This is a genomic window from Pseudomonas sp. PDM15, from assembly GCF_014851565.1.
GTDB lineage: Bacteria > Pseudomonadota > Gammaproteobacteria > Pseudomonadales > Pseudomonadaceae > Aquipseudomonas.
In genome coordinates this window covers 656,040-681,949 of the sequence record NZ_JACVAA010000004.1, presented here as the reverse complement: position 1 = coordinate 681,949, position 25,910 = coordinate 656,040, and the positions used below count along the sequence as shown (strand labels likewise).

29 protein-coding genes are annotated in these 25,910 nt (G+C 67.1%); 28 read left to right on the top strand and 1 reads right to left on the bottom strand.

Annotated features, from left to right (window positions below; translation table 11 throughout):
• Positions 1–12 precede the first annotated feature (12 nt).
• The 5 genes from IB232_RS14610 (at position 13) to IB232_RS14590 (ending at position 4,321) form a co-directional block, all read left to right on the top strand.
• Positions 13–990, top strand: a complete 978-nt coding sequence (locus tag IB232_RS14610) for a sulfite exporter TauE/SafE family protein (protein ID WP_192399339.1) — start codon at positions 13–15, stop codon at positions 988–990.
• Between the two features lie 125 nt (positions 991–1,115).
• On the top strand, positions 1,116–2,393 hold the full coding sequence (locus IB232_RS14605; protein WP_192399338.1) for a bifunctional O-acetylhomoserine aminocarboxypropyltransferase/cysteine synthase: 1,278 nt from the start codon (positions 1,116–1,118) through the stop codon (positions 2,391–2,393).
• Between the two features lie 55 nt (positions 2,394–2,448).
• Entirely contained in the window at positions 2,449–2,886 is a 438-nt protein-coding gene (gene trxC / locus IB232_RS14600) for a thioredoxin TrxC (RefSeq protein ID WP_192399337.1), read from the top strand.
• 89 nt (positions 2,887–2,975) lie between these two features.
• Positions 2,976–3,419 (top strand): YiiD C-terminal domain-containing protein, encoded by a 444-nt coding sequence (locus IB232_RS14595; protein ID WP_192399336.1) that lies wholly within the window; start codon positions 2,976–2,978, stop codon positions 3,417–3,419.
• A 107-nt stretch (positions 3,420–3,526) separates the two neighbouring features.
• Complete coding sequence (locus IB232_RS14590) at positions 3,527–4,321, top strand: universal stress protein (RefSeq protein WP_192399335.1); 795 nt, start codon at positions 3,527–3,529, stop codon at positions 4,319–4,321.
• Between the two features lie 59 nt (positions 4,322–4,380).
• Here IB232_RS14590 and IB232_RS14585 read toward each other — a convergent pair whose 3' ends face one another.
• Entirely contained in the window at positions 4,381–5,145 is a 765-nt protein-coding gene (locus IB232_RS14585; protein ID WP_192399334.1) for a ParA family protein, read from the bottom strand.
• Positions 5,146–5,379: 234 nt separating this feature from the next.
• On the opposite strand from IB232_RS14585, the gene IB232_RS14580 reads away from it, so the two are divergent.
• The 23 genes from IB232_RS14580 (at position 5,380) to IB232_RS14470 (ending at position 25,844) form a co-directional block, all read left to right on the top strand.
• On the top strand, positions 5,380–6,096 hold the full coding sequence (locus IB232_RS14580) for a beta-ketoacyl synthase chain length factor (protein ID WP_318652267.1): 717 nt from the start codon (positions 5,380–5,382) through the stop codon (positions 6,094–6,096).
• A gap of 44 nt (positions 6,097–6,140) precedes the next feature.
• A complete protein-coding gene (locus IB232_RS14575; protein WP_412547738.1) occupies positions 6,141–6,878 on the top strand; it encodes a lysophospholipid acyltransferase family protein in 738 nt (245 codons plus the stop codon).
• Positions 6,859–7,119 (top strand): phosphopantetheine-binding protein, encoded by a 261-nt coding sequence (locus tag IB232_RS14570; RefSeq protein ID WP_021698802.1) that lies wholly within the window; start codon positions 6,859–6,861, stop codon positions 7,117–7,119. The genes IB232_RS14575 and IB232_RS14570 overlap by 20 nt, the downstream gene beginning before the upstream one ends.
• 11 nt (positions 7,120–7,130) lie before the next feature.
• Positions 7,131–7,394 (top strand): acyl carrier protein, encoded by a 264-nt coding sequence (locus IB232_RS14565; protein ID WP_192399331.1) that lies wholly within the window; start codon positions 7,131–7,133, stop codon positions 7,392–7,394.
• 3 nt (positions 7,395–7,397) lie between these two features.
• The gene (locus tag IB232_RS14560) at positions 7,398–7,943 is read left to right on the top strand and encodes a hypothetical protein (protein WP_192399330.1); all 546 of its coding nucleotides are present in this window, start codon (positions 7,398–7,400) and stop codon (positions 7,941–7,943) included.
• Positions 7,940–9,601, top strand: a complete 1,662-nt coding sequence (locus tag IB232_RS14555) for an acyl-CoA synthetase family protein (RefSeq protein WP_192399329.1) — start codon at positions 7,940–7,942, stop codon at positions 9,599–9,601. Before IB232_RS14560 ends, IB232_RS14555 begins: the two co-directional genes overlap by 4 nt.
• Positions 9,602–9,712: 111 nt before the next feature.
• Entirely contained in the window at positions 9,713–10,447 is a 735-nt protein-coding gene (locus IB232_RS14550) for a glycosyltransferase family 2 protein (RefSeq protein WP_192399328.1), read from the top strand.
• On the top strand, positions 10,444–11,388 hold the full coding sequence (locus tag IB232_RS14545; RefSeq protein WP_192399327.1) for a glycosyl transferase: 945 nt from the start codon (positions 10,444–10,446) through the stop codon (positions 11,386–11,388). Before IB232_RS14550 ends, IB232_RS14545 begins: the two co-directional genes overlap by 4 nt.
• 111 nt (positions 11,389–11,499) lie before the next feature.
• The gene (locus IB232_RS14540; RefSeq protein WP_192399326.1) at positions 11,500–13,053 is read left to right on the top strand and encodes an HAL/PAL/TAL family ammonia-lyase; all 1,554 of its coding nucleotides are present in this window, start codon (positions 11,500–11,502) and stop codon (positions 13,051–13,053) included.
• Positions 13,046–13,471 carry an acyl-CoA thioesterase gene (locus IB232_RS14535; protein WP_192399325.1) on the top strand — a complete coding sequence of 142 codons (426 nt, stop codon included), beginning with the start codon at positions 13,046–13,048 and terminating at the stop codon, positions 13,469–13,471. The genes IB232_RS14540 and IB232_RS14535 overlap by 8 nt, the downstream gene beginning before the upstream one ends.
• A gap of 746 nt (positions 13,472–14,217) precedes the next feature.
• Positions 14,218–14,790 (top strand): outer membrane lipoprotein carrier protein LolA, encoded by a 573-nt coding sequence (locus IB232_RS14530; RefSeq protein ID WP_192399324.1) that lies wholly within the window; start codon positions 14,218–14,220, stop codon positions 14,788–14,790.
• Positions 14,780–17,107 carry an MMPL family transporter gene (locus tag IB232_RS14525; RefSeq protein ID WP_192399323.1) on the top strand — a complete coding sequence of 776 codons (2,328 nt, stop codon included), beginning with the start codon at positions 14,780–14,782 and terminating at the stop codon, positions 17,105–17,107. The genes IB232_RS14530 and IB232_RS14525 overlap by 11 nt, the downstream gene beginning before the upstream one ends.
• Positions 17,104–18,252: a sodium:proton antiporter gene (locus IB232_RS14520; RefSeq protein ID WP_192399322.1), complete on the top strand. Its 1,149-nt coding sequence runs from the start codon at positions 17,104–17,106 to the stop codon at positions 18,250–18,252. The genes IB232_RS14525 and IB232_RS14520 overlap by 4 nt, the downstream gene beginning before the upstream one ends.
• Positions 18,239–19,486, top strand: coding sequence for an NAD(P)/FAD-dependent oxidoreductase (locus IB232_RS14515; protein ID WP_192399321.1), 1,248 nt, complete (start codon positions 18,239–18,241; stop codon positions 19,484–19,486). Before IB232_RS14520 ends, IB232_RS14515 begins: the two co-directional genes overlap by 14 nt.
• Positions 19,487–19,502: 16 nt before the next feature.
• Positions 19,503–20,216 carry a class I SAM-dependent methyltransferase gene (locus IB232_RS14510; protein WP_192399320.1) on the top strand — a complete coding sequence of 238 codons (714 nt, stop codon included), beginning with the start codon at positions 19,503–19,505 and terminating at the stop codon, positions 20,214–20,216.
• Positions 20,213–20,707: a hypothetical protein gene (locus tag IB232_RS14505; RefSeq protein WP_192399363.1), complete on the top strand. Its 495-nt coding sequence runs from the start codon at positions 20,213–20,215 to the stop codon at positions 20,705–20,707. Before IB232_RS14510 ends, IB232_RS14505 begins: the two co-directional genes overlap by 4 nt.
• A gap of 29 nt (positions 20,708–20,736) precedes the next feature.
• Complete coding sequence (locus IB232_RS14500) at positions 20,737–21,924, top strand: beta-ketoacyl-[acyl-carrier-protein] synthase family protein (RefSeq protein WP_192399362.1); 1,188 nt, start codon at positions 20,737–20,739, stop codon at positions 21,922–21,924.
• The gene (locus IB232_RS14495; protein ID WP_192399319.1) at positions 21,921–22,373 is read left to right on the top strand and encodes a hotdog family protein; all 453 of its coding nucleotides are present in this window, start codon (positions 21,921–21,923) and stop codon (positions 22,371–22,373) included. The genes IB232_RS14500 and IB232_RS14495 overlap by 4 nt, the downstream gene beginning before the upstream one ends.
• Entirely contained in the window at positions 22,370–23,098 is a 729-nt protein-coding gene (gene fabG, locus IB232_RS14490; RefSeq protein WP_192399318.1) for a 3-oxoacyl-ACP reductase FabG, read from the top strand. The genes IB232_RS14495 and fabG overlap by 4 nt, the downstream gene beginning before the upstream one ends.
• Positions 23,098–24,324 carry a beta-ketoacyl-ACP synthase gene (locus IB232_RS14485; RefSeq protein WP_192399317.1) on the top strand — a complete coding sequence of 409 codons (1,227 nt, stop codon included), beginning with the start codon at positions 23,098–23,100 and terminating at the stop codon, positions 24,322–24,324. The genes fabG and IB232_RS14485 overlap by 1 nt, the downstream gene beginning before the upstream one ends.
• Positions 24,325–24,347: 23 nt before the next feature.
• The gene (locus IB232_RS14480) at positions 24,348–24,746 is read left to right on the top strand and encodes a hypothetical protein (RefSeq protein WP_192399316.1); all 399 of its coding nucleotides are present in this window, start codon (positions 24,348–24,350) and stop codon (positions 24,744–24,746) included.
• A gap of 21 nt (positions 24,747–24,767) precedes the next feature.
• Positions 24,768–25,205, top strand: coding sequence for an excinuclease (locus IB232_RS14475; RefSeq protein ID WP_192399315.1), 438 nt, complete (start codon positions 24,768–24,770; stop codon positions 25,203–25,205).
• 198 nt (positions 25,206–25,403) lie between these two features.
• Positions 25,404–25,844, top strand: coding sequence for an Sbal_3080 family lipoprotein (locus IB232_RS14470; protein WP_192399314.1), 441 nt, complete (start codon positions 25,404–25,406; stop codon positions 25,842–25,844).
• Positions 25,845–25,910 lie beyond the last annotated feature (66 nt).

Below are 25,910 nucleotides of genomic sequence, written 5' to 3'. Positions count from 1 at the left end.
GCAGCCGGTGCAATGAAGATTCGCGATCTAGACCTCAGCCAGAGTCCCCTCAACGCGGAGCACGAAGCACTCGGCCTGCCGCCCGTAGAAGACTACGTTTCCCACCCGGACAATCACCCGGTGCTGCGCGCTGCCATGTGGGCGGCCGTGCTGATTCTGGCGAGCCTGATAGGCTTCCTCGCCTGGCGCCTGTTCTTCGGTGACAACGGCGGCCACAGCGGCCTGGAGATCATCGAGAGCGCCCTGAGCAGCCCGACCTTCTGGAGCGCGGTAGCAGTCGGCCTGCTCGCCCAGATAGTCGACGGCGCCCTGGGCATGGCCTACGGCATCACCGCCACCACCTTCCTGCTCAGCGCCGGCGCCTCACCCGCCGCGGCCAGCGCCAGCGTGCATATCGCCGAAGTGTTCACCACCGGTCTGTCGGGCATTTCCCACGTCAAGCTGGGCAACGTCAACAAGTCGCTATTCCTGCGCCTACTGCTGCCGGGCATCATTGGCGCGGTCCTCGGCGCCGTACTGATCACCCAGTTCGACGGCGCGGTAATGAAGCCCTTCATCTCCGCCTATCTGCTGCTGATGGGCCTGTACATCCTGTACAAGGCCTACCGTCATGTGAAGCAGCGCAAGGCGCCCAAGCATGTCGCCAAGCTGGCCCTGTTCGGTGGCTTCGTCGATGCCGCCGGCGGCGGCGGCTGGGGCCCGGTGGTCACCAGCAGCCTGATCGGCTCGGGCAGCGATCCGCGCACCACCATCGGCTCGGTCAACTTCGCCGAGTTCTTCCTGACCCTCTCCAGCGCCGCCTCCTTCATCCTCCTGGCCGGCGAGCTGGATACCTGGCTGATGGTTGCCGGCCTGGTGTTCGGCGGCCTGTTCGCCGCACCGTTCGCCGCCTACCTGTGCAAGAAGATTCCGGCACGCACTCTGATGACCATCGTCGGCTGCCTGATCGTTCTGATCAGCGCCTTCAATATCTATAAGTCGCTGGCCTGATCCGGACATAAGGCCCTGCCAAAACGATCTAGGTAAACGCCCGGTTCATTGCTCCAGCGCATTGACCGGGTCTCGCCGTTTTCCCCATGCTGCAAACCTTCCACACAGCCGAAGGAACGCACTGCATGAAACTGGAAACCCTGGCCATCCACGCCGGCTACAGCCCCGACCCGAGCACCAAGGCGGTGGCGGTGCCGATCTACCAGACCAGCTCCTACGCCTTCGACGACACCCAGCACGCTGCCGACCTGTTCGACCTGAAGGTCCCCGGCAACATCTACACACGGATCATGAACCCGACCAACGCCGTGCTCGAAGAGCGCGTGGCGGCGCTGGAGGGCGGCGTCGGCGCGCTGGCCGTGGCCTCGGGCATGGCCGCCATCACCTACGCCATCCAGACCGTGGCCGAGGCCGGCAACAACATCGTCTCGGTGGCCAAGCTCTACGGCGGCACCTACAACCTGCTGGCCCACACCCTGCCGCGCTTCGGCATCCAGACCCGCTTCGCCGCCCATGACGATATCGCCGCCCTGGAGGCGCTGATCGACGACAGGACCAAGGCGGTGTTCTGCGAATCCATCGGCAACCCGGCCGGCAACATCGTCGACATCCAGGCCCTGGCCGACGCCGCGCACCGCCACGGCGTACCGCTGATCGTCGACAACACGGTGGCCACGCCGATTCTCTGCCGCCCGTTCGAGCACGGCGCCGATATCGTCGTGCACTCGCTGACCAAGTACATCGGCGGCCACGGCACCAGCATCGGCGGCATCGTGGTCGACTCCGGCAAGTTTCCCTGGGCGGACCACAAGGCGCGTTTCCCGCTGCTCAACACGCCGGATCCGTCCTACCACGGCGTAACCTATACCGAAGCCTTCGGTCCGGCCGCCTTTATCGGCCGCTGCCGCGTGGTGCCGCTGCGCAACACCGGCGCGGCGCTGTCGCCGTTCAACGCCTTCCTTATCCTGCAAGGCCTGGAGACCCTGGCCCTGCGCATGGAGCGGCATTGCGAGAATGCCCTCAAGGTCGCCCACTATCTGCAGAACCATCCGCAGGTGGCCTGGGTGAAATACGCCGGCCTGGCGGACCATCCGGAGCACGAGCTGGCCGTGCGTTACACCGGCGGCAAACCGGCGGCGATCCTCTCCTTCGGCATCCAGGGCGGCCAGGCCGCTGGCGCACGCTTCATCGACGCACTCAAGCTGGTGGTGCGCCTGGTCAATATCGGCGACGCCAAGTCGCTGGCCTGCCACCCGGCCTCCACCACCCATCGCCAGCTCAACGACGAGGAACTGGAGAAGGCCGGCGTGCCGCGCGACATGGTGCGCCTGTCGATCGGCATCGAGCACTTCGACGATATCCGCGCCGATCTGGAACAGGCACTGGCCGCCGCCGGCGCCTGATTGCCCTTGTTATGTGCGCCGCCTGCAACCACTTAGGTGGCAGGAGGACACCGACATGAGCCAACCCCTGCTGATTCCCTGCCCGCACTGCGCCGGGCTCAACCGCATTCCGGCCGAGCGCCTGGGCGATGCGCCACGCTGCGGGCGCTGCAAGAACGAGGTACTGCCGAGCGCTCCGTTCGAACTGAGCCAGGCCAGCTTCGCCGCGCAGCTCAAGGGCGACCTGCCGCTGCTGGTGGATGTCTGGGCCGACTGGTGCGGGCCGTGCAAGGCCTTCGCGCCGACCTTCCAGCAGGCCGCCGTGCAGCTGCAGGGGCGCTGCCGCCTGGGCAAGCTGGACAGCGAGACCAACCAGCAGCTGGCCGGCCAGCTCGGCATCCGCTCCATCCCCAGCCTGATCCTGTTCCGCGGTGGCGTCGAAGTCGCCCGCCAGGCCGGCGCACTGCCGCTGCCGCAACTGCTCGGCTGGCTGCGCAGCCAGGGCATCGCCTGAGCAGATCGGTCAGCTGTGGCGAGCATCGCGGTCATTGCCTGACTAGCACTAGCGGCTAGTCTCGGAACTCCACTGCAAGGAGCCCGGATATGCCGCTGCCCGCCGAGATGGCCCGTGTGTTCACCGAAGAGAAGATCGATTTCGTCAAACGCAGCGGCCTCAAGGCCGAGGAGCTGCTACCCGGCTTCGTGCGCCTGCGCATGCCGCTGGCCGGCAACCAGAACCATATCGGCACCCTCTACGCCGGCGCCCTGTTCACCCTGGCCGAGATTCCCGGTGGCGCACTGTTCCTCACCAGCTTCGACGTGCAGCGCTTCTACCCACTGATCAAGGAGATGAATCTGCGCTTCCGCCGCCCGGCGACCAGCGACATCTCGGTCGAGGCGCGCCTGGACACCGAGGAGATCGAACGCATCCAGAACGAAGCCGAACGCGAGGGCAAGGCCGAGTATCGCCTGGAGCTGCAACTCAAGGATGCTGATGGCCAGGTAGTGGCCGAAACGAGCGCCCTGTATCAATTGCGCAAACACTGACGCGCGGGACTTGCCCTCGACGCCAAGCAGGTCTATCTAGGGAGTTCCATACACGAACCCGCAGAGGTTCGCAGCGTCGCGCCAAGCCGCGCCACGGAGGGGACGAGATGACAGGACACATCCTTATTGCCCATGACCTGCGCAGTACTGCAGACCTCGCGCTGAGGCGCGCCACCCAGCTGGCCCGCCAGCACAACGCTAAGCTCACGCTCCTGCATGTCTTCGATCCGCGCCTGGATCAGGCCGAGCGCGAGCGCATCGAACGCCTGCTCGACCGCAGCCTCACCGAATTCGCCCCACCCGGCAGCCAGCTGCGCCTGTGCCAGGGCAAACCCGCCGAGGGCGTGCTGGAGCAGGTGCAACAGAGTGGCGCCGACCTGCTGGTGCTCGGCGCCCACCACCAGCGCCACGAGTTCTTCTCCGGTACCACCCTGGACCGCATCGCCCGTCGCTGCCCGGTGCCGCTGCTGCTTGCCGCCCGTGACGAGGACACGCCCTACCGCAGCGCGGTGGCCGCCATCGACTTCTCCCTGTGCGCCTGCACCGCCCTGCACCAGGCCTGCCTGCTGCTGCCGAGCGAGGCCAACATCCACGCCCTGCACGTGTTCGAGGGCCAGAAGAACAACGCCCACGCCGACGCCCAGCTGCTCACCCAGCGAGCCCTGGTCGACCAGTTGATCCAGGACGAGTCCATGCGCCTGCCGGAAGAGGCGCCCACGCTCAGCCACGAGGTGCAACCCGGCACCCTGCCGCGCACCCTGCAGGAATCCCTGAACGCCCGTCAGCCGCAGCTGCTGGTGCTCGGCAGCCATGGCCGTAGCGCCCTGTCCCAGGCCCTGCTCGGCAGCCTGGCGCAGCACTACCTGCATAAGGCGCCGTGCGACGTCTTTGTCGTCCGCTAGCGTTACGACGAAAACGAAAAAAGGCGCCCGAGGGCGCCTTTTTCATTGCCGGGAGATACTCAGCTCTCCAACAGGTTGTGTAGTTCGACGAACTGCTGGGTCAGCTTGTGGCTGCGGTCCAGGTGGATCAACGGGGTGCAGACCTGGTGCGACTCGCGCATCTTCACCGAGCTCATCAGGTTCACCGGCAGCACCGGCAGCCCTTCCGCGACCAGCTCGTCGAGCAGCTGCTGCGGCAGGGTCGCGCGCGGCTGGAACTGGTTGACCACGATGCCCTCCACTTCCAGGTCCTCGTTGTGGTCTTCCTTCAGCTCCTCGATCTCCTGCAGCAGGCCGTACAGGGCATTGCGCGAGAAGCTGTCGCAATCGAAGGGGATCAATACGCGATCAGCGGCGATAAGCGCAGAAACGGTATAGAAATTCAGCGCTGGAGGGGTATCCAGATAGATGCGGTCGTAGTCCTCGGCCAGGTCTTCCAGCAGTTTGCGCAGCTTGTTGATCTTGTGCTTCTGCTCCAGCTTGGGCTGCAGCTCGGCTAGCTCGGCGGTGGCGGTGACCACGTGGAGATTTTCGAAGGGCGTCTCGTAGATATCCACCTTGCCCTTCTTGAAGGAGGTGGCCGAGAGGGTCTGCTTGAAGAATTCAGCAATGCCCATGGGGATGTCATCGCCGGTCAGGCCGGTGAGGTAATGGGTCGAGTTGGCCTGGGCATCCAGGTCGATGAGCAGCGTGCGGTAGCCTTCGGCCGCGCTGACCGCCGCCAGGTTGCAGGCAATGCTGGACTTGCCCACTCCGCCTTTCTGATTGAACACCACGCGCCGCATGTGACACCTCCCTGATCGCAGATGGTTGGGGATTCTATGCAAAGCCCGTGGCCAGGGCGAGGAGTAAGCGCGGCAGCGGCTGACCTCTGGTCTGGCCGAACGTTCCAAAATTTGCGCAGGCCGCGCACCGTCTGGATAATGCAAGCACCTCGCCATATTCCCGGCCACCCTTCCCGCGGGCGGGATCGCAGTAGACAAGGACGCCCTAGGAAGGGGCCGAGAAGAGCTCTCAGCGTGACAAACTTCAGGATCGAACAATGGCGTGCCTGGGCTCCCGGCCTGGACAGCACAGCCGACTGGCACGCCTGGCAACAGGCCCCCTTCGCCCCGCAGGACGGCGGCGAACAGCCCGATGTCGGCTTTCTCCCGGCCATGCAGCGCCGGCGCCTGAGTCGCCTGGCGCGCATGGCCTTCCACGTCGCCTGGCCGCTGGCCGAAGAGCACGGCCCCATGCCCCTGGTGTTCGCCTCGCGCCACGGCGAGACCCCTCGCACCCTGGCCATTCTCAGCGACCTTGCCCACGACGGGCCGCTCTCACCCACCCAGTTCAGCCTCTCGGTGCACAACGCGATCATCGGCCTGTGGTCGATCCAGCGCGGCGACACCAGCGAGATGACCGCCCTGGCCGCCGAAGGCGATGGCCTGGAGCAGGCCCTGCTGGAGGCCGCCACCCTGCTCGGAGAGGGCGCCCCCGGCGTGCTGCTGATCGTCGCCGAGGAAACGCCGCCCGAGCTGTACGGCCCCTATATCGACGACGTGCCTTTCCCCTACGCCGTGGCCCTGCTGCTGCGGCCCGGCACGCAGTGGCAGCTGCAGCTCGCCGAGGGCTCCGGCCCGCGCAGCGCCTGGCCACATGCTCTGGAACTGGTCCGCGCCCTCTCGGGCAATGCGGATTCCCTGCAACACCACTGGAAGCGCCGGCAATGGAACTGGTCTCGCAGCAGGGCCTGAGCCCCTATTCCGCGCCCTACTGGTGGCGCCTGATCGCCACCGCGCTGAGCTTCTCGCTGTTCGGCATCGGCGGCGTGCTGCTGCGCGTCGTCGTCTTCCCGCTGCTCGGCCTGCTGCCGGGAGACGCCCTGGCCCGACGCACCCGCGCCCGCGCCGTGGTCAGCCGCACCTTCTACTGGTTCGTCCAGTTCATGTTCCGCACCGGCGTGCTGACCTACGAGGTCGAGGGCGCCGAGCGCCTGGGCCGGCCGGGGCAGATGGTGATCGCCAACCACCCCTCGCTGATCGACGTGGTGGTGCTGATCGCCTTCATCCGCGACGCCAACTGCGTGGTCAAGCAGAGCCTGTGGGACAACCCCTGCATGCGCGGGCCGATCCGCGCCGCTGGCTTCATCAGCAACAGCGGCAGCATGGACATGCTCGATGAGGCCGCCGGTGCCCTGCAGGAAGGCCAGACCCTGATCGTGTTCCCCGAAGGCACCCGCACCACGCCGGGGCAAGTACCGGAATTTCACCGTGGCGCGGCGGCCATCGCCGTGCGCGGCGCCAGCATAGTCACCCCGGTAGTGATCAGCGTGACGCCCACCACCCTGACCAAGGCCGAGCCCTGGTACAGCATTCCGTCGCGTCGTTTCCATTTTCGCCTGCGGGTCGGGGAGGATATCGACCCGCGGCAATTCACCGAGCAGGCGCCACTGCCGATTGCCTCGCGCAAGCTCAATGACCATCTGCATCAACACTTCATGAGGGAGCTCGCAACAGATGAGCGATCTGCAAACTGAGATCAAGCACCTGATCATCGAGGCCCTGGGCCTGGAAGACATGGCCGCCGAAGACATCGCCGCCGACCTGACCCTTTTCGGCGAAGGCCTCGGTCTGGATTCGGTGGACGCCCTGGAGCTGGGCCTGGCCATCCAGAAGCGCTTCGGCATCAAGATCGACGCCGAAGCCAAGGACACCCGCCAGCACTTCGCCAACGTGGCCAGCCTGGCGGCTTTCGTCGCCGCGAAACAGGCCGCCTGAGGACGTTAGCGATGCAAAGCCGTGAAGATATTTTCGCCACCCTGCAGGAAGCCCTGGTGGAGCTGTTCGAGCTGGACGCCGAGCGCGTCACCCTCGAAGCAAACCTGTATGAAGACCTGGAAATCGACAGCATCGACGCCGTCGATCTGATCGACCATATCAAGCGCCAGACCGGCAAGAAGATCGCCGCCGAGGAGTTCAAGGCCGTACGCACCGTCGGTGACGTGGTCGAGGCCGTGTATCAGGTGGTCAACGCCGAAGCGGCCGCCGGCTAAGCCATGGGGCGTTTGTTCGGCCTACTGCTGGTGTTGGCCGGCCTGCTCTATCCCTTCGCCGTGTACTACGGCATGGAGCACCTGTCGCCACGCCTGTTCGCCGCTCTGCTCGGCGGCCTGTGGCTGGCGCGCGTCCTGACGCAGCGCAACAAGCCTGGTGGCCTGTGGATGGCCGGCGCCGCCCTGGCCTTCTGCGCCCTGCTCGGCCTGGCCGGCGAGCCGGCGCTGCTGCGCTGGTACCCGGTGCTGCTCAACCTGATGCTGCTGGTGCTGTTCGGCCTGTCGCTGAAGTTCGGCCCGCCCGTAGTGGAGCGCCTGGCGCGCCTGCGCGAACCGGAGCTGCCGGAACACGCGGTGCGCTACACGCGCAAGGTCACGCTGGTCTGGGCCGGCTTCTTCCTGGCCAACGCCCTGCTGATCAGCGCCCTGACCCTGTGGTCACCGCTGAACTGGTGGATGCTCTACACCGGGCTGATCGCCTATGCCCTGATGGGCCTGTTGTTTGCCGCTGAGTGGTTGATCCGCCAGCGGGTAAGGAGAGATGGATGAGCTGGCTGGGACTCGCCGAGCAGCTGCTGCAACCCCTGGCCGGCCGCGCCGTGGCGCTGGAACCGGCGCTCGACCATGCCCAGTTGCATGAGCGCTCTCTGCGCCTGGCCGGAGCACTGCAAGCGCGAGGCGTGCAGCGCGTGGCGCTGTACCTGGAAGATGCCGGCGAGCTGGCCATCGCCCTGCTCGGCGCCTGGCGTGCCGGTGTCGCCGTGCTGCTGCCGGCCGATGCCCAGGCACAGAGCCGCCAGCGCCTCGCCGAGCAGACCGATCTATGGCTAGATTCGCTCGGCGATCTGGATGGCGAGGCACTACCGGCCGCGGCGCTCGACCTCGATACCTGCCGCCTGACCCTGTGCACCTCCGGCTCCAGCGGCGAGCCCAAGCTGATCGACAAGTCCCTGCGCCAGTTGGCCAACGAGGTCGATGCCCTGGAACAGCTGTGGGGCCGCGATCTGGCCGGTGCGACCATCTTCGGCAGCGTCGCCGCCCAGCATATCTACGGCCTGCTGTTCCGCGTGCTGTGGCCGCTGTGTGCCGGCCGGCCTTTCTGGCGCCGCGCCCTGCCCTTCCCCGAAGACCTGCAGCGCGAGAGCCTGAGCCAACCGGCCTTTGCCTGGGTGGCCAGCCCGGCGCTGCTCAAACGCATGGGCGACAACCTAGACTGGAAAGCCCTGGGCGCAGTGCGCCGGGTGTTCTCTTCCGGCGGCGCGCTGCCGGCGGAAGTCTGCGCCGAGCTGGGCAAACAGCTGGGCCAGAAGCCCACCGAGATCTACGGCAGCTCCGAAACCGGTGGCATCGCCTGGCGCCAGGGCGGCGAACTGTGGCAGCCATTCCCCGGCGTGGAACTGGCCCTGAACGAAGAAGGTGCCCTGCGCATCGCCTCGCCCTATCTGCCGGCCGGGCATGTCGAGCAGAGCGCGGACGCCGCCGACCTGCAGGCCGATGGTCGCTTCGTCCTGCGCGGACGCCTGGACCGCATCGTCAAGCTGGAAGAAAAGCGCATCTCCCTGCCCATGCTGGAGCAGGCGCTACAGCATCATGAGTGGGTCGCCGATGCCCGCCTCGGCGTGATCCAGGAAGGCCGCGCCTTCCTCGGCGCCCTGCTGGCGCTGAGCCCGGCCGGCCTGCACGCCCTGCGCAACCAGGGCCGCAAGACCGTCACCGAAACCCTGCGCAAGCACCTGGCCGGCCACTGCGAGGCCATCGCCCTGCCGCGTCGCTGGCGTTTGCTGCTGGAGCTGCACTACAGCAGCCAGGGCAAGCTGGCGCAGAGCAAGGTCGACGAACTGGTCGCCGCGCCGCGCCCGACTTGCGTCGAGCCGCGCAAGGCCGAGCTGGTCGACGGCGAGTGGCAGCTGGAACTGGACGTGCCGCCCGACCTGGCCCATTTCACCGGCCACTTCCCGCAGACCCCGGTGCTGCCCGGCGTGGTGCAGATCGACTGGGCCCAGCGCCTGGCCCGCCAGCTGATCGCCGAGCTGCCGCCGCGTTTCTGCGGCATGGAAGTGCTCAAGTTCCAGCAGTTGGTCCGCCCCGGCGACCGCATCCAGCTGAGCCTGCGTTTCGACGCCGAGCGTGGCAAGCTGTACTTCGCCTACCGCAATGGCGAGGCGCCGTGCTCGTCCGGGCGGATTCTGCTGGGAGCAGTTCAATGAAAGTGGGGACATCAGGCATCCCCTGCGTAGGGTGGATGGCCGTAGCCATCCATCAGGGTGGGCAAGCCTCCGGCGTTGCCCACCCTACGCTGCGTTGCTGGGAATCCTCCTATGCATAAGCCCTGCGCCGTGATCCCGGTCTACAACCACGAGCACGCCCTGCCCGTGGTGGTCGCCGCGCTGCACGAAGCCGGCCTGCCCTGCGTGCTGGTCGACGATGCCTCCAGCGCAGCGTGCGCGGCAGTGATGAATCAGTTGGCTCAACAGGAAAACACCTACCTGGTTCGCCTGCCGGTGAACCAGGGCAAGGGCGGCGCGGTCATGGCCGGCCTGCGCGAGGCACAGCGCCTAGGCTTCTCCCACGCACTGCAGGTGGACGCCGACGGCCAGCACGATCTGGCCGATATCGCCACCTTTCTCGGCACCTCCCGCGCGCATCCGCAGGCGCTGGTCTGCGGCTACCCGCAGTATGACGCCAGCGTGCCGAAGGGCCGCCTATACGCACGCTACCTGACACACGTGTGGGTGTGGATCAACAGCCTGTCGCTGTCGATCCGCGATGCCATGTGCGGCTTCCGCGTCTACCCGCTACCGGCCACGGTAGCGCTGCTCGATAGCAGCAACCTGGGCAAGCGCATGGACTTCGACCCGGAGATCCTGGTGCGCCTGGCCTGGCGCAACCAGCCGATGCAGTGGCTGCCGACCAAGGTGCACTACCCCCTGGATGGCCTGTCGCACTTCCGCCTGCTGCACGACAACGCGCTGATCTCGAAGATGCACGCCAAGCTGTTCTTCGGCATGTTGCTGCGCGCGCCGCTGATCCTCTGGCGCAGGTGGCGCGGATGAACGGGCAGAAGGCCGAACACTGGGCCGGCCAGCGCGAGCGCGGCCACTTTCTGCTGATGAAATTCACCGCCGGCGCCGTGCGCCTGCTCGGCCGCCGCGCGCTGACGCCGCTGCTGTACGCCATCGTCCTGTACTTCTTCCTGTTCGGTCGCCAGGCGCGGCGCAGCATCCGCCAGTATCAGCGCAACCTGGCCAGCTGGAGCGGGCGCAGCGAGCTGGCGCCGCGTTTCGGCTCGGTATTCGCCCAATTCATGGCCTTCGCCGACGCCCTGCTGGACAAGCTCGACGTGTGGAATGGCCGCCTCGGCCTGGAGCAGATCACCCTGGTCGACCCCGACGGCATCCGCCAGAGCCTGCACAGCGAGCCGCGCGGACAGATGCTGGTCGGCGCCCACCTGGGCAACCTCGAGGTGTGCCGCGCCCTGGCCGAGCTGGGCGAGAAGGTGCAGATGAACGTGCTGGTACACACCAAGCACGCCGAGCAGTTCAACCGCCTGCTCGGCGAGGCGGGCGCCAGCCACCTGCGCCTGATCCAGGTCAGCGAACTGGACCCGGCGATCATGCTGCAATTGTCCGAGCGCCTGGAGCGCGGCGAGTGGCTGGCGATCGCCGGCGACCGCGTGCCGCTGCACGGCGGGCGCAACGTCAGCGTGAACTTCCTCGGCCACTCGGCCGCTTTCCCGCAAGGCCCCTGGCTGCTGGCGGGATTGCTGCAATGCCCGGTCAACCTGATGAGCTGCCTGAAGATCGATGGCCGCTACCAGGTGATCCTCGAACGCTTCGCCGAACGCGTGCAGTGGACGCGCAAGGAACGCGACGAGGTGATACGCGGCTGGGTACAACGCTATGCCGAGCGTCTTGGCGAACGCTGCCTGAACGCTCCGCTGCAATGGTTCAACTTCTACCCGTTCTGGAACGCCAATGACGACCTTCCCGCTTGACCAGCCGCGACACAAGCGTCGCGAGCGCAGTCAGATTGCCCTGCGCCGGAGCGCAGAAACCGCAGTTTGCATGTCGGCAAATGAGGATTTCGAGCACCGCCGGAGGGCGATATGACTAGCGCAGTAGCTTGTGCCGTGGCTGACCACGTGACCTTCGGCGAACAGCAGCTCACCATCGAGCAGGTGGTCGCCCTGTCCCAACGCGGCGCCCGTGCCCAGTTGCAGAACGATGCCGCCTACCGCGAGAAGATAGCCAAGGGCGCCCGCTTCCTCGACACCCTGCTGGACAAGGAAGGCGTGATCTACGGCGTGACCACCGGCTACGGCGACTCCTGCGTGGTGGCCGTGCCGCTGCACCAGGTCGAGGCGCTGCCCAAGCACCTATTCACCTTCCACGGCTGCGGCCTGGGCAAGCTGCTCGACGAGGCCAGCACCCGCGCCGTGCTGGCCGCGCGCTTGCAGTCGCTGTGCCACGGTGTGTCCGGCGTGCGCGTGGAGCTGCTGGAACGCCTGCAGGCCTTCCTCGAACACGATGTGCTGCCGCTGATCCCGGAAGAAGGCTCGGTCGGCGCCAGTGGCGACTTGACCCCGCTGTCCTACGTCGCCGCCACCCTCAGCGGTGAGCGCGAGATGATGTACAAGGGCGAACGCCGTAGCGCCGCCGACGTGCACAAGGAACTCGGCTGGACCCCGCTGACCCTGCGCCCGAAGGAAGCGCTGGCGCTGATGAACGGCACCGCAGTGATGACCGCCCTGGCCTGCCTGGCCTATTCGCGCGCCGACTACTTGCTGCAACTAGCCACGCGCATTACCGCGCTCAACGTGGTGGCGCTGGAGGGCAACCCGGAACACTTCGACGAGCGCCTGTTCGCCGCCAAGCCGCACCCGGGCCAGACCCAGGTCGCCGCCTGGCTGCGCCAGGACCTGGCCGTGGCCGAGCCGCTGCCGCCGCTGCACCGCCTGCAGGACCGCTACTCGCTGCGCTGCGCACCGCATGTGCTCGGCGTGCTGGCCGACAGCCTGGGCCTGCTCCGCCAGTTCATCGAGATCGAACTGAACAGCGCCAACGACAACCCGCTGTTCGACGCCGAGACCGAGCGCACCCTGCACGGCGGGCACTTCTACGGCGGGCACATTGCCTTCGCCATGGACAGCCTGAAGAATCTGGTCGGCAACGTCGCCGACCTGCTCGACCGCCAGCTCGCCCTGCTGGTCGACACCCGTTACAACCACGGTCTGCCGAGCAACCTGTCAGGCGCGCCGGCGGAAACCGCGATGATCAACCACGGCTTCAAGGCCGTGCAGATCGGCACCAGCGCCTGGACCGCCGAAGCGCTGAAAAACACCATGCCGGCCAGCGTGTTCTCGCGCTCCACCGAATGCCACAACCAGGACAAGGTGAGCATGGGCACCATCGCCGCGCGCGACGCCCTGCGCAGCCTGGAGCTGACCGAACAGGTCGCCGCCGCCACCCTGCTGGCCGCCAACCAGGGCGTATGGCTGCGCGAGCGCGCCGGCAAGACCGACATCCCCGCGCCGCTGGCGGCCATGCGTGAACAGCTGGCGGCGGACTTCCCGCCAGTGATCGAGGATCGCGCCCTGGAAGGCGAGCTGCGCCTGTGCCTGGCGCGCATCCGCAGCCGCCACTGGGGGCTGTATGCGTAAGGAAGGCGTGCTGCAGGCGGACGTTGAAATCCTCGTTCCGTTCTTCGACGTCGACATGATGGAAGTGGTCTGGCACGGCCACTACGTCAAATACTTCGAGGAAGCGCGCTGCGCCCTGCTCGACAAGCTCGGCCACAACTACCGGCAGATGCGCGATGCCGGCTATGCATGGCCGATCATCGACCTGCAGGTCCGCTACATCCGTGGCGCCCAGTTCGGCCAGCGCATCAAGGTGCGCGCCGATCTGGTGGAGTGGGAGAACCGACTGAAGATCAACTACCTGATCACCGATATAGCCACCGGCGAGCGCATGACCCGTGGCAGCAGCGTGCAGGTGGCGGTGGAGATTGCGACTCGCGAGATGCTGCTGGCATCGCCTCGTGTGTTTGTGGAAGCCGTGGAGAGGGTGCTGGCGTGAGCTTGTTGAGCCCGGCTGGTTTCCTGCGTTGTATGAACGCTCTGTTTCGCCCCGCCGGGCGAGTCACTTTCTCTTTGCGCGCGCAAAGAGAAAGTAACCAAAGAGAAAGCGCGCCCCACATCCGGGTCTCGCTGCGCTCGACTTCCCTCCTTCCATCCCTGCTCCAGGGGCACGTCGCGAAGGGCCATCCCTGGCCCATCGCGCCTCTCGCGGCATCCATGCCGCTCAACCCCTTCCGCAGGGATTCCACTCGGCCTTCTGAGGGGACCCCGTATCCCGGCCCAATCCCCTTTTCCCAATCAGCAGCGAATAGCTGGCATCAACCTCTAGTCCTGCGCGGACAACCCCCTCTCCCTCCGGGAGAGGGCGGGGGTGAGGGAATGCCCATGCGCGAGCAAAGCTCGCTCCTACAAACAGCGCACCAGCCGAGCCTGAACGACGAAGAATCAGGCGCGCCGACTCCCCGTCAGGAGGCCGAGCGTAGGCACTGCGTAGGGGGACGCGAGGCAGGACGCCGAGCGAGTCACGAAGGACGGGGCCGCCCAGGCGGGATGTCCCTTCGTGACGGCCCCCGGAGCAGTGCCGGAGCGAGGGAAGTCGAGCGCAGCGAGACCCGCATGCCGGGGGGCCCTTCTTCTTTGGTTACTTTCTTCTTGGGCAAGCAAGAAGAAAGTGACTCGCCCGGGGGGGCGAAACCCTCCAACCAGGCCAGCTCAGCAATCAGCCAATTAATCAAAGCTACGAGCATGTTGCTCCTGCTCAGCAGCCCATACGCCCACGCCTTCGACCTGGCCGAGCTCAGCGCCCAGCTGGCCAAGCCCACGGTGGTGCGCGGCCCGTTCGTGCAGGAGAAGCACCTGCGCGCCCTGCCCACGCCGCTGACCAGCCAGGGCCAGTTCACCCTGTCCCGCGAGCACGGCCTGCTCTGGCTGCTGCAGAAGCCGCTGAAGCAGGACTACCGCATCGACGACAGCGGCATCGCCCGGCGCACTGCCGATGGCTGGCAACAGCAGCCGGGCCAGGATGTAGCCGCCCAGCAGAGTCGGCTGTTTCTCGCCGTGCTCAAGGGCGACCGCTCGGGCCTGGAGCGCGACTTCGAGCTCAAGCTAAGTGGCGAACACAACGCCTGGCAGCTCCAACTCACCCCGCATTCGCTGCTGCTCAAACAGATCTTCAGCGCCATCCGCATCGACGGCGGCGCGCTGGTCGAGCGCATCGAACTGATCGAAACCCAGGGCGACCGCACCGTCCTGAAGATGCCGCAGAGCAAGGCTGGCGACGCGTTGAGCGAGCAGGAGCGCGCCGACCTTGTCCACTAGCGCCCAACGCCTGCTGCCGCGCCTGTTCGGCGCCCTGCTCCTGGCCCTGCTGGCGCTGGCCGCCTGGCAATGGCGCGACGGCCCGCCGGTGCAGGCCAGCATGCTTGCCCTGCTGCCCAAGGGCGCCGGCGACGCGCTGGTGCAGCAGGCCGAGCAGCGCATGCAGGAGCCGCTGTCGCGCGAGCTGCTGATCCTTATCGGCCACCCGCAGCGCGAGCGCGCCATCGAACTGGTGCAGCAGGCCGGCGAGCAGTGGCAGGCCAGCGGCCGCTTCGACAAGGTGCAGTGGAGCCTGCAGGCCGATCTCGACGCCATCCGCCAGCAGTTGCGCGGCGAACGTCTGGCCCTGCTGGCGCCGGCGGACCGCCAGCTGCTGATCGAGCAGCCGAATGCCTTCATCGAGCAGCGCGCCCAGCAGCTGTTCGACACCTTCGCCGGCTTCGGTCTGCTGCCCACCGAGCAGGACTGGCTCGGCCTGGGCCTGCGTGCCCAGCAGACGCTCAACCCCGGTAGCCGCATCCAGGCCGACCTCGGCAGCGGCGCCCTGCTGCTGCTGCATGACGGCACCACCTGGGCGCTGCTGCGCCTGCGCACCCGCGGCGACGCCTTCGACATGCAGGCGCCGCCGCAGATCGCCGCCGCCGTCGCCGAACTGCGCCAGCACGTGACTGCCAAAGGCGGCCAGCTGCTGGCGGCAGGTGGCGCCCTGCACGCGGCAGCCGGCCAGGCCAAGGCCACCCGCGAGATCGCCCTGATCGGCGGCGGCGCCACCCTCGGCACCCTGCTGCTGTTGCTGCTGGCCTTCCGCCGCCCACGCGTGCTGGTCAGCCTGTTGCCGATGGGCGTGGCGCTGCTGGCCGGCTGCACCGCCTGCGTGCTGGTATTCGGCCAGATCAACGCGCTGACCCTGGTGCTCGGCGCCAGCCTGGTCGGCGTCGCCGCCGACTACCCGCAGCACTACCTGAGCAAGAGCTGGGGCGACGGTCAGTGGTCGAGCTGGGCCGCCCTGCGTGAGACCCTGCCGGGCCTGAGCCTGAGCCTGGGCACCAACCTCGCCGGCTATGTGGCGCTCGCCTTCACGCCGTTCCCGGCGCTGACCCAGATCGCCCTGTTCTCCGCCGCCGGCCTGATCGGCGCCTACCTGTGCTCGGTGTGCCTGCTACCGGCCTGGCTGAACAACCTGCGCCTGGCGCCTCCATCCAGCCTGCGCCGCGCCGCCGAGCACCTGGTGCAGCACCGCGAGAGGTTGCTGGCGCGCACCGGCAGCTGGCCGTTGCTGCTCGCGCTGCTGGCCTTCTGCGCCGGCGGCCTGTGGCAGCTGACGCCGCAGAACGATCTGCGCCAGTGGCTGGGCCAGGAGCCGACGCTGATGAGCGAGGCCCGGCGCATCGCCGAGCTGACCGGCCAGCAGCCCACCAGCCAGTTCTTCCTGGTACGCGGCGCCGACGAACAACAGTTGCTGCAGCGCCAGGCCGAACTCAGTCAGCGCCTGGACGCCGCCATCGCTGCTGGCCATCTGCGCGGCTATCGCGCCCTTAGCCAACTGGTCGCCCCCGAAAGCGAGCTGGCACCACTGCGTACCGCACTGAACAAGCTGCCACAGCACTGGCAACCACTGCTCGACCTCGGCCTGCCCGAGGCCGCCCTGCGCGGCGAACTGAACGAGTTGCTGCACTCACCGCAACCGAGCCTGGAACAGGCCCTGGCCGGTCCGTTGGGCGAGGCCTGGCGCCCGCTGTGGCTGGGCGCCAATGACCATGGCGTGGCCGGCATCGTCAGCCTGCAAGGCCTGAATGACAGCGCCCTGCTGCAGCAAACGGCCGAGGGTCTGGAAGGTGTGCAGCTGATCGATCGCCTGGGCGAGCTGAACCAGCTGTTCGCCGCCACCCAGCTCAGCGCCGCCGAACTCAAGCTGATCTCCAGCGCCGCCATCCTGCTGCTGCTGTGCCTGCCCTTCGGCCTCGGCGGCGCGCTGCGGGTGATCTGCCTGCCGCTGCTCTCGGCCCTGGCAGCGCTGGCCTGCCTGGGCTGGCTGGGCCAGCCGCTGACCCTGTTCAGCCTGTTCGGCCTGCTGCTGATCACCGCCATCGGCGTCGACTACGCCATCCTCATGCGCGAGAACATCGGCGGGCCGGCGGTGAGCCTGCTCGGCACCCTGCTCTCGGCGCTCACCGCGTGGATGTCGTTCGGCCTGCTGCTGATCAGCCAGACTCCCGCCATCGCCAACTTCGGCCTGGCCATCAGCCTTGGCCTGCTGTTCTGTTTCCTGCTTTCACCCTGGGCCGCCACACGGCCGCACAAGGAGGTTGTTGCGTGACCGTGCTCGGATTCTGGCTGCTGGCCCTGGCGATCTATGCCCTGGTGGCGATCATCGGCGGGCGCCGGTTGATCCCCATCGTCGGCCAGTTGCTGGTGGCGGCCATTGCCATTCCCGCCCTGCTGCTGTTGTGGGTCGAGCCGCACTGGCAGCTGAGCGCACAGGATCTGCTGGCGCCGACCTGGCTGAGCCTGGCCTACGGCCTGTGCTTCGCCCTGCTGCTGGGCTACATCCTCAGCGACGTGATCGACCTGGACCTGAGCCCGGCCTGCGTGAAGATCGCCCTGCCCAGCTTCCTGGTGCCGATGCTCGCCGGCCTGGCCTGCTCGCTCTGGCTGCTGCCCGGCGAGCGCGGCTGGCTGAGTTCGGTGGGCATCGGCCTGCTGTTCTCGATCACCGCCATCCCGGTGCTCTACCTGTTCCTGCAGAGCATCGGCTACCCGGCGGCGGACACCAAGCGCCTGCTGCACGCGGCGATCCTCATGGACTTCCTGTGCTGGAGCCTGTTCGGCCTGGCCCAGGGCAGCAGCCACCCGGCTGCCTTACTGTGGCCGCTGCTGGCCGCCGCCCTGCCGTTGGTGTTGCGTCTGCTCAAGCTGCGCCATCCACTGTTCTACAGCCTGCCGTTCTTCGCCCTGATGCTGCTGTTCCAGCAACTGGGGCTCAACGCCTTGGTCTTCGGCATCGCCTATATGCTGTGCCTGGCCTGGCTCAAGCAGCCCTTCGTACTGCCGCTGCCGGAACGCCACTGGAAGCTGCTGATGAACGGCCTGGCCGTACCGCTGATCCTGACTTTCGGTGTGCTGCGCGTGGACTTCCATGGCATAGGTCAAGACTACTCATGGCTGGTCATCGCTATCCTGCTGGCGCTGCCGGTGCTGAGCAAAGTGCTCGGCAGCTGGCTCGGTCTGCACTGGGCCGACCCGAGCGCCGCGGCGCGGGTGAAGTGGCGCGAGAGCCTGCTGCTGAACATCCGCGGCCTCACCGAAATCGTCTTCCTCAATCTGCTCCTGCAGCTGCAGCTGATCGATTCGCTGATCTACTTCGGTCTGCTGCTGATGAGCCTGTTCTCCACCCTGCTGCCGGCCCTGCTCGGCAAGCATGCCAACAACAATCAAGCGAGAAGCCGTTATGAAGTCTCCTGAAGTCGAACAGCGTCAGATCGTCGTCATCGGCGCCGGCCCCTCCGGCGCCATCGCCGCCGCCATCCTCAAGCGTCACGGCCACGATGTGCTGGTACTGGAGCGTCAGCGTTTCCCGCGCTTCTCCATCGGCGAGAGCCTGCTGTCGCACTGCCTGGACTTCGTCGAGGAGGCCGGCATGCTCGAAGCGGTCCAGGCCGCCGGTTTCCAGACCAAGCATGGCGCGGCCTTCGCCTGGGGCGAGCGCTACACCGAGTTCGACTTCCGCGACAAATTCACCGAAGGCCAGGGCTCGACCTACCAGGTGATCCGCGCCGACTTCGACAAGCTGCTGGCCGACCAGGCCGAGCTGCAGGGCGTGGAGATCCGCTACGAGGAAGAGATCTTCGCCGCCGACTTCAACGGTGATTGCCCGCGCCTGTCGGTGCGCCGCCTGGCCGACGGCCACGAGTACGAAGTGGAGTGCGCCTTCGTCCTCGACGGCAGCGGCTACGGTCGCGTGCTGCCGCGCTTGCTCGACCTCGACACGCCGTCGTCCTTCCCGATCCGCCAGGCGGTGTTCACCCATATCGAGGACCGCATCGACCCGGCCTCCGGCTTCGACCGCGAGAAGATCCTGATCACCACGCATCCGACCCTGCGCGACGTGTGGTTCTGGACCATTCCGTTCAGCAACGGCCGCTGCTCGCTGGGTGTGGTCTCCGCCGCCGAGCACTACGAGGGCTACCCGAAGGACCTCGACGCCTGCCTCAAGCAGTTTGTCGCGGAAACCCCGAGCCTGGCCAAGGTCCTGGAGAACGCCGTGTGGGACACCCCGGCGCGCGCCATCGGCGGCTACTCGGCCAACGTCAAGAGCCTGCACGGCCCGGGCTTCGCCCTGCTGGGCAATGCCGCCGAATTCCTCGACCCGGTGTTCAGCTCCGGCGTGACCATCGCCATGCGTTCGGCGAGCATGGCCGCCGGCCTGCTGCATCGCCAACTCAGTGGCGAACAGATCGACTGGGAAAACCAGTTCGCCATCCCGCTCAAGCGCGGCGTGGATACGTTCCGCGTGTATGTGCAGGGTTGGTACGATGGCAGCTTCCAGGACGTGATCTTCTACGAGAAGGCCTCGCCGGAGATCCGCCGCATGATCTGCTCGATCCTCGCCGGCTACGCCTGGGACGAGAAGAACCCCTATGTCGCCGAGCCCAAGCGCCGTCTGGGTGTGCTCGCCGAACTCTGCGCGATGGGCTGATAAGGAGCATTTGTCGATGGAACGCGCCGCCGCCACCTACGTCGAGGAAACCCGCTTCGGCTTCTGGTTCCTGCAGAGCCACGTCTGGCAGCACCATGTGCTGCGCGTGGCGATCAACGACCTCAAGCGCCTGATCGATGCACCGCTGCCGCAAGCACCGGTGCTGCTCGACGCCGGCTGCGGCCAGGGCCGCTCGTTCGGCCTGCTCAACGAGGCCTTCGCCCCGGCGCGCATGATCGGCCTGGATGCCGACCCGCACAGCCTCGACTGCTCGCACGCCGAGGCCGAGCGCCTGGGCCTCGACGTACAGCTGATCGCCAGCGACTGTGCGGCCATCGACCTGCCCGACGCCTGCGTCGACATCTTGTTCTGCCACCAGACCTTCCACCACCTGGTCGAACAGGAGCAGGCCCTGGCCGAGTTCTGGCGGGTGCTGAAACCGGGCGGCCTGCTGCTGTTCGCCGAGTCGACCAAGTTCTATATCGACACCTGGGTGATCCGCTGGCTGTTCCGCCACCCGATGCACGTGCAGAAGAGCGCCGAGCAATACCTGGGCATGCTGCGCCAGCAGGGCTTTCAGTTCGAGGAACGCAACGTCTCATACCCCTACCTGTGGTGGAGCCGTTCCAAGGACTTCGGCCTGCTCGAGCGCTGGGGCATCATGAAGGCCAAGCCGTTCGGCCAGCGCGACGAGACCCTGGTCAACGCGGTGGCACGCAAGCCGTGCTGAGCCGTGTTCTGCTGCTTGCCCTGACCCTGCTGCTCGGCGCCTGCGCCGGGCACACGCCCGTGCCGGCGAGCAGCCCTGAATTGACCACCGGGCTGCCCATCAGCCTGCAGATCGAACGCACGCAGAACTCCGAGCGGCGCGACTGGCTGCTGGTGATCCAGGCCGAAGGCCGGGCCCTGCGCTGGTCGTTGTTCGACCCGCTCGGCGTTCCGCTGGCGCGCCAGCTGCTGGAGCATGGCGAGTGGCGCAACGACGGCCTGCTGCCACCGAATGCCGAGGCCCGCGAGCTGTTCGCCGCCCTGCTGTTCGCCCTCACCGCCGATAACGCGCTGACCGCCTATCCCGAGGGCAGCTGGCAGCGTGGCACCGATGGTCAGCGCCGGCTTAACCCGGACTGGCTAATCCGCTACCGTTCCGCACTGGACTTCACCCTCGCCGCACCGCAGCTGAGCTATCGGGTGCGCGCGCTGAACCAAGAAGAAGGCAACTGATGCCCCGCTCTACAATGCCCGGCGCGCCCATGCCCAGCTATTTGAATGCCCTCGGCCTGCTGTGCGCCCTGGGCGAAGGCAAGCAGGCGGTGGCCGACGCGCTGCTGGCCGGCGATGCCTCCGGCATGCGCGCCGAGGACGGCTGGGTCACCGGCCGCCGCCTCACCGTCGGCGCCGTACACAGTGCCCTGCCGGCCATGCCCGCCGGCTTCGAGGCCGCCCATAGCCGCAACAACCAGCTGCTGCTGGCCGCCGCTCAGCAGATCGAACCAGAGCTACGGGCCGCCATAGCCCGCTACGGCGCCGCTCGCGTCGGCCTGGTGCTGGGTACCAGCACCTCGGGCATCCGCGAGGCCAGCGACGGAATCGCCCGCTTCCTCCACGAGGGCGAGCTGCCCACCGAGTACGACTACGCCCAGCAGGAGATGGCCGCGCCGGCCACCTTCCTCGCCGACTGGCTGCAGTTGGCCGGCCCGGTGTACTGCCAGTCCACCGCCTGCACTTCCAGCGCGCGCGCCCTGCTCAGCGCCCATCGCCTGCTGCAACAAGGCCTGTGTGACGCGGTGATCTGCGGCGGCGTGGACAGCCTGTGCCGCCTGACCCTGAACGGCTTCTCGGCGCTGGAAGCGGTGTCCGCCGAGCGGTGCAATCCGTTCTCGGTGAACCGCCACGGCATCAATATCGGCGAGGGCGCCGCACTGTTCCTCATGACCCGCGAGAGCAGCCCGATCGCCTTCCTCGGCGGCGGCGCCACCTCCGACGCGCACCATATTTCCGCGCCGCACCCCGAGGGCCGCGGCGCCCGCGCGGCGATGGACAAGGCTCTGGCCAGCGCCGGCCTGCAGCCCAGCGATATCGACTACCTGAACCTGCACGGCACCGCCACGGCGCACAACGACGCCATGGAGAGCCAGGCCGTGCGCGGCCTGTTCCCCGCCGGCGTGCCCTGCTCGTCGAGCAAGCCGCTGACCGGCCATACTCTGGGCGCCGCCGGCGCACTGGAGGCGGCCTTCTGCTGGCTCGTCTTAAGCGAGCACAACCGCGACGGCCTGCTGCCGCCACACCTGTGGGATGGTCAGACTGATCCGGCGCTGGAGCCGCTGCAGCTGGTAAGCGCCGGTGATCAACTGGCGCGCAGCAGTGGCCGCCGACTGATGAGCAACTCCTTCGCCTTCGGCGGCAATAACGTCGCGCTGATCGTGGGGGATGCGCCATGAGCCTGTGGCCGATCGCCGAGCTGGTGCCGCACGCCGGCGACATGATCCTGATCGACGAAGTCGTCAGCTTCGGTGACGAAGACATCGAGACCCGTCTCACCGTGCGCCCCGGCGGCCTGTTCAACCAGGCCGACGGCAGCCTGCCGGCCTGGGTCGGCATCGAGCTGATGGCGCAGAGCGTGGCCGCCTACGCCGGCTGCCAGGCGCGCCAGGCCGGCCTGCCGGTGGAGCTTGGCTTCCTCCTCGGCACCCGCAAGTTCGAGTGCAACGTCGAGCGCTTCCCGGTCGGTGCCGAGCTGCGCATCAAGGCCCTGCGCTCGCTGCAGGACGACAATGGCATGGGCGTGTTCGAGTGCCATCTGGATGGCCCCGATATCCATGCCGAGGCGCGCCTCAATGTGTTCCGCCCGCCGGAAGTGGCGAGCTATCTACAAGAGCAATCGCAATGACTGAAACCATTCTGGTCACCGGCTCCAGCCGCGGCATCGGCAGGTCCATCGCCCTGCGCCTGGCCCGCTCCGGTTACGACATCGTCCTGCACTGCCGCTCGCGTCGCGATGAGGCCGAGGCTGTGCAGGCGCAGATCGCCGAGCTCGGCCAGCAGGCGCGCATCCTGCAGTTCGACGTGTCCGACCGCGCCGCCTGCCGCGCGGCGCTGGAGGCCGACGTCGAGCAGCACGGTGCTTACTACGGCGTGGTGTGCAACGCCGGCCTGACCCGCGACGGCGCCTTCCCGGCGCTGACCGACGAGGACTGGGACCAGGTGCTGCGCACCAACCTGGACGGTTTCTATAACGTGCTGCACCCGCTGACCATGCCGATGATTCGCCGCCGCAAGGCCGGGCGCATCGTCTGCATCACCTCGGTCTCCGGGCTGATCGGCAACCGCGGCCAGGTCAACTACAGCGCCTCCAAGGCCGGCGTGATCGGCGCCGCCAAAGCCCTGGCCATCGAGCTGGGCAAGCGCAAGATCACGGTCAATTGCGTGGCGCCGGGACTGATCGACACCGAGATCCTCGACGAGCAGGTGCCGGTGGACGAGATTCTCAAGATGATTCCGGCCGCGCGCATGGGCACGCCCGAAGAAGTGGCCGGGGCAGTGAATTTCCTGATGTCCGAGGAGGCAGCGTACATTACCCGCCAGGTCCTCGCGGTGAACGGTGGTTTGTGCTGATGAAACGTGTAGTCGTCACCGGCATGGCCGGTATCACCTCGCTGGGCAGCGACTGGCCGACCATCTCGGCCGCCTTCAAGGAAGGCCGCAGCGGCATCCGCCGCATGGACGAGTGGGATCGCTTCACCGAGTTGAACACCCGCCTGGGTGGTCCGGTGGACGATTTCGTCCAGCCCAAGCACTGGACGCGCAAGCAGACCCGCAGCATGGGCCGGGTTTCCAAACTGGCGGTATACGCCGCCGAGCGCGCCCTGGAGCACGCCGGCCTGCTCGGCGCCCCATGCATCGCCGATGGCCGTATGGGCGTGGCTTGCGGCTCGTCCACCGGCAGCACCGACGAGATCAAGGCATTCGGCAATATGCTGCTCAACTCGGTCGCCGATGGCCTTAACGCCAACTCCTATATCCGCATGATGCCGCACACCACGGCGGCCAATATCAGCATCTTCTTCGGCCTCAAGGGCCGCCTGATCCCCACCTCCAGCGCCTGCACCAGCGGCAGCCAGGGTATCGGCTATGCCTACGAGGCGATCAAGTTCGGCCGCCTGAAGATGATGCTGGCCGGCGGCGCCGAGGAGCTGTGCCCGACCGAGGCCATGGTGTTCGACGCGCTGTACGCCACCAGCCTGAAGAACGAAACCCCGCACCTGTCGCCACGTCCCTACGACGCCGGTCGCGACGGCCTGGTGATCGGCGAGGGTGCCGGCATCCTGGTGCTGGAGGAGCTGGAACACGCGCTGGCGCGCGGTGCGACCATCCACGCCGAGATCGTCGGCTTCGGCTGCAACTCCGACGGCATCCACGCCACCAAGCCGGAGCAGGCGACCATGCGCGGCGCCATGGAGCTGGCCCTGGAGGACGCGGGCCTTGCGCCCTCTGCCATCGGCTACGTCAACGGCCACGGCACCGCCACCGCCCAGGGCGACGTGGCCGAGAGCCTGGCCACCAGCAGCCTGTTCGGCCCGCAGATGCCGATCAGCTCGCAGAAGAGCTTCTTCGGCCACACCCTGGGCGCCTGCGGCGCGCTGGAGTCCTGGTTCAGCATCGAGATGATGAACAGCGACAGCTATGTCCACACGCTGAACCTGGACAACGTGGACCCGGAATGCGGCGAGCTGGACTACCTGCGCGGCGAGTTCCGCCAGATGAGCCACCAGTACGTGATGAACAACAACTTCGCCTTCGGCGGGGTGAATACCTCGCTGATCTTCAAGCGCTGGAACTGAGCGCAGACACAAGGAAGTCCCCCATGCCCGCACTACTGCGCACCCTCCTGCTCGGCCTGATCGTCTCCGGCCTGGCCGCCTGCAGCACGCTGCAGCCCGTCGACACGCCGACCATCGAGCTGCCGCCGGGCTCGGCCATCAGCGATCCGCAGATCGAGCAGGCCATTCTCAATGCCCTGAACACCTATCGCTGGCATGTCGGCCAGGTCCAGCCGGGCCGCGTGCAGGCCGATATCCTGGTGCGCGAGCGCCACCAGGCGGCCATCACCATCGACTACAACCCGCGCGATATCTTCATCCGCTATCGCGGCAGCCAGGGCCTGGAGTACAAGAACGGCAAGATTCACCGCACCTACAATCGCTGGGTGAAATACCTCAAGCTAGAGATCGAACACCAGCTCAACCTTCCCCCAACCCCGTGACCTTTCGTCAAGGAGACGACCATGAAACTGAAAAACTGGACCCTGGCCGCCCTGCTCTTCGCTGTTATCCCGGGCATCAGCCAGGCACGTGACACCACCCACTTTCTGCCGTTCGAGCAGGCCGTGCAGGAAGCCCTGAACGCCGGGCGCCTGGATGGCAGCGTGAAGTTCTACCTGGCCGGCAACCCGGTCAAGGCCAGCGTCGTGAAGTCCGGCGTGACCACCAGCCAGAAGACCAACGCCTTCAACAAGAGCGACGAAGGCGCCTGCTCCTGGGCCCTGCAGTCCGCGCTGATCCGCATGCAGAACGCCGCCAAGCAGGCCGGTGCCAACGCCGTGGTCAACATCGTCAGCAACTACAAGAACGTGGTCTACTCCGACACGCAGAAGTACGAGTGCCACGCTGGCGCGATCATGGCCGGTGTTGCCCTGAAGGCCGATCTGGCCAACGTCAAGTAACGATCTGCTGCGCGTCGGCCAGGCGTTGTTGAAGCCGGGCTCGGGTTGCTCATTTACACCTCGTAAACTGCGCGCCCTCGCCCGTCTTCGCCTAGCCTGGCGCTAGCTCGCGAGATCGTTGCTACTCAGCCGGCTTGGACCGGCTCCCCATTCCGGGCGCATCCGCAATTCAAATGCGGCCCTTTCGAGGATCACCGCATGTCGCTGCGCCTGTGCCTGCTGTTGCCGCTCATCGCCCTCACCGGTGCCTGCACCACGATCCGCGTGGAGCCGCTGAAGACACCGCTCGACTCGGTGTGCATCGAAGAGAACCCCGAGGTACAGGTGGACGACTTCCTCGGCACCCTGCAGCGTGGCTTCGCTCGCCACGGCATCGACACCCGCCTTTACAAGCAGATCCCCGCCAGCGGCTGCCCGCAGGTGCTCAGCTATACGGCGCGGCGCTCCTGGTCGGTGGTCACCTATCTGTCGCTGGCCGAACTGCGTATCCGCGATGCCGACGGGCGCCAGCTGGCCAGTGCCTACTACCGCTTCCGTGGCCGCGGCCTGCTGGCGGTCAAGAAGTATCAGAGTACGGAAACCAAGATGACTCCGGTGATCGACCAGTTGCTGGCCGATGCGGACAACCAGGGGCGCTGAGCGGGGGCCAGAGCCCTATCTTCCAGTGGGAGAAGGGTAGAAAGCACAAGGGCCGCATTTGCGGCC